We start from the raw sequence: 2,578 nt of genomic DNA, 5'->3' as shown, positions 1-2,578 counted from the left end.
GGCTGCGATCTTTTGATCTTGATCTGATAAAAATCAAAAGATCGCAGCCTGCGGCAGCTCCTACACGGGGTGGGGTACTACTTGGGCATCTCCGCCTTCATGCCTTCCACGTAATAATTCATCGATGCCAGTTCCGTATTCGTCGCGCTGACACCCGCCGGTATTTTCTCGACCCCGGCCTGGTCCTTGATCGGCCCGGTAAACGGCTGCAACGTGCCGCTCTTGATGTCGGCGATGATCTGCTCCGCTTCAGTCTTCACCGCCGCCGGTACCAGGTCGCTGATCGGCAGTTCAACGGTGCCTTCCTTGAGGCCACCCCAGTAATCCTGGGTTTTCCAGCTGTGGTCGATCACGCTTTGGGTTGCTTGAAGGTAATGCGGCGCCCAGTCGTTGACGATGGAGGTCAGTACCGCCTTGGGGCCGAAGTGCGCCATGTCCGAAGCGTAGCCCACCGCATACACGCCGCGACGTTCCGCGGCCTGGATCGGCGCCGGGCTGTCGGTGTGCTGGAACACCACGTCCACGCCCTGGTCGATCAGCGCGTTGGCGGCATCGGCTTCCTTGCCCGGATCGAACCAGGAATTGACCCACACCACTTTGATTTCAGTGCCCGGGTTGTACTTGTTCAGGGCCAGTTGAATGGCGTTGATGTCGCGGATCACTTCCGGGATCGGGAACGAGGCGACGTAGCCGATCTTTTTGCTTTTGGTCATCTTTGCCGCAAGGAAACCGCCGACGTAGCGACCTTCATAAGTGCGCGCCAGGTAGGTGCCCAGGTTCTTGTCCTGCTTGTAGCCGGTGGCGTGTTCGAACGTCACATTGGGAAACTGTTTGGCGACCTTGAGTGTCGGGTTCATGTAGCCGAATGAGGTCGTGAAGATCAGGTCGTACTTGTCCTTGGCCATGTTGCGGATCACTCGCTCGGCGTCCGCGCCTTCGGCAACGTTTTCCACATAGTTGGTGGTGATTCGGTCGCCAAGCTTTTGCGCCAGTGCCTGGCGTCCCTGTTCATGCTGGTACGTCCAGCCGTGGTCACCGATAGGACCAATGTAGACAAAGCCTACTTTCAGTGGCTCAGCGGCAAAGGCGCCGAGGCTGATCCCGAGGCCGATGGCGGCGCACAGCAGTGTGTGCAGTGGACGTATTTGCATGAATTCGAACTCCCTTTTGTTGTGTGTGGAGAGGGTCAATGCAAAAGCCTGACCAACCGGACAACAAATGCCAGGGAAACCGTGTGATGGCTATCGCGAGCAGGCTCGCTCCCACATGGAAACGCGATTACCTGTGGGAGCGAGCTTGCTCGCGATGAGGGCTGCAAGGTCGAAAAAAGTGCATGACCTTAAAGAGGCGCCATCCACTGGTGCGCTAAGGTGAAACGAAACGTTATCGCCGCGTTGCAGTCAGTCGCATATCGCACCTCCTCGGCAAAGGCCCGACATGCTCACGATTCTCAAGCAAGAAACCTTTCTGCTACTGGCCTTGATCGCCGCACTCGTGGCTTTCCCGCTGGAGCACTGGTTGCTGCACAGCGGCCAGGCGATCGCGCTGGCTGGCGGGCTGGTGCTGATCGCATTCATCGTCGCCGCCTCCATGCGTGTCGCCCATCAAGCCGAACTGCTCGCGGAAAAGGTCGGCGACCCTTACGGCACGATGATCCTGACCTTGGCCGCGGTGCTGGTGGAAGTGGTGATCCTGGCGATCATGATGAGCAACGAAGCGTCGGCTACGCTGGTGCGCGACACGATTTACTCAGCCGTCATGCTCGACATCAATGGCATCCTCGGCCTGGCGGCGTTGATGGGTGGGCTCAAGCATGGCGAACAGTCCTACAACGACGATTCGGCGCGCAGCTACAGCGTGATGATCCTGACCGCGATGGGTGTGTCGATGGTGGTGCCGGAGTTCATTCCCAAAGGCGACTGGAAGCTCTATTCGGCGTTCACCATTGGCGCGATGGTGGTGCTTTACGCCTTGTTCCTGCGGATGCAGGTCGGGCCGCACAGTTATTTTTTCAGCTACAGCTACCCGGAAAAACGCCGCAAGAAGGAACCGCTGGAGCAGGAGCCGGCACCGATCAGCCTGACATTGTCGATCGGCATCCTGGTGTTCGGTGTGGTGGTGATCGGTGCCCTGGCCGAAGTGATGTCCAAGACCCTCGACCTGGGGCTGGAAGGGACGGGCGCACCGCCGGTGATCACGGCGATTCTGGTGGCGGCCATTTCGGCTGCCCCGGAAATTCTGACGGCATTGCGCGCAGCATTGGCCAACCGCATGCAGTCGGTGGTCAACATCGCGTTGGGGGCGTCGCTGTCGACGGTGATCCTGACGGTGCCGGTGATGGAAGCAATGGCGCTCTATACCGGGCAGCCGTTCCAGATGGCGATGACCCCGGTGCAGACGGTGATGATCTTCATCACCCTGATCGTCAGTGCGATCAACCTCAACGATGGCGAAACCAACGCCATCGAAGGGATGACTCACTTTGTGCTGTTTGCGACGTTCATCATGTTGTCGTTGTTGGGTCTGTAGGAGCTGGCGCAGCCTGCGATCTTTTGATCTTGCTTCTAAAAAACAAGAT

General features: G+C 58.5%; 2 protein-coding genes. One reads left to right on the top strand and one right to left on the bottom strand.

The window, feature by feature from the left end:
• Nucleotides 1-77: 77 nt before the first annotated feature.
• Nucleotides 78-1,151, bottom strand: a complete 1,074-nt coding sequence (locus AC3WWR_RS30785; RefSeq protein WP_033044720.1) for a BMP family ABC transporter substrate-binding protein — start codon at nt 1,149-1,151, stop codon at nt 78-80.
• Nucleotides 1,152-1,437: 286 nt separating this feature from the next.
• Here AC3WWR_RS30785 and AC3WWR_RS30780 point away from each other — a divergent pair, with 286 nt between their 5' ends.
• Entirely contained in the window at nt 1,438-2,529 is a 1,092-nt protein-coding gene (locus AC3WWR_RS30780) for a calcium:cation antiporter (RefSeq protein WP_020796336.1), read from the top strand.
• Nucleotides 2,530-2,578 lie beyond the last annotated feature (49 nt).

The organism is Pseudomonas sp. EB271-G4-1 (assembly GCF_058791355.1).
The sequence above is the reverse complement of the archived record's forward strand: the minus strand, read 5'-3'. Positions and strand labels throughout refer to the sequence as shown.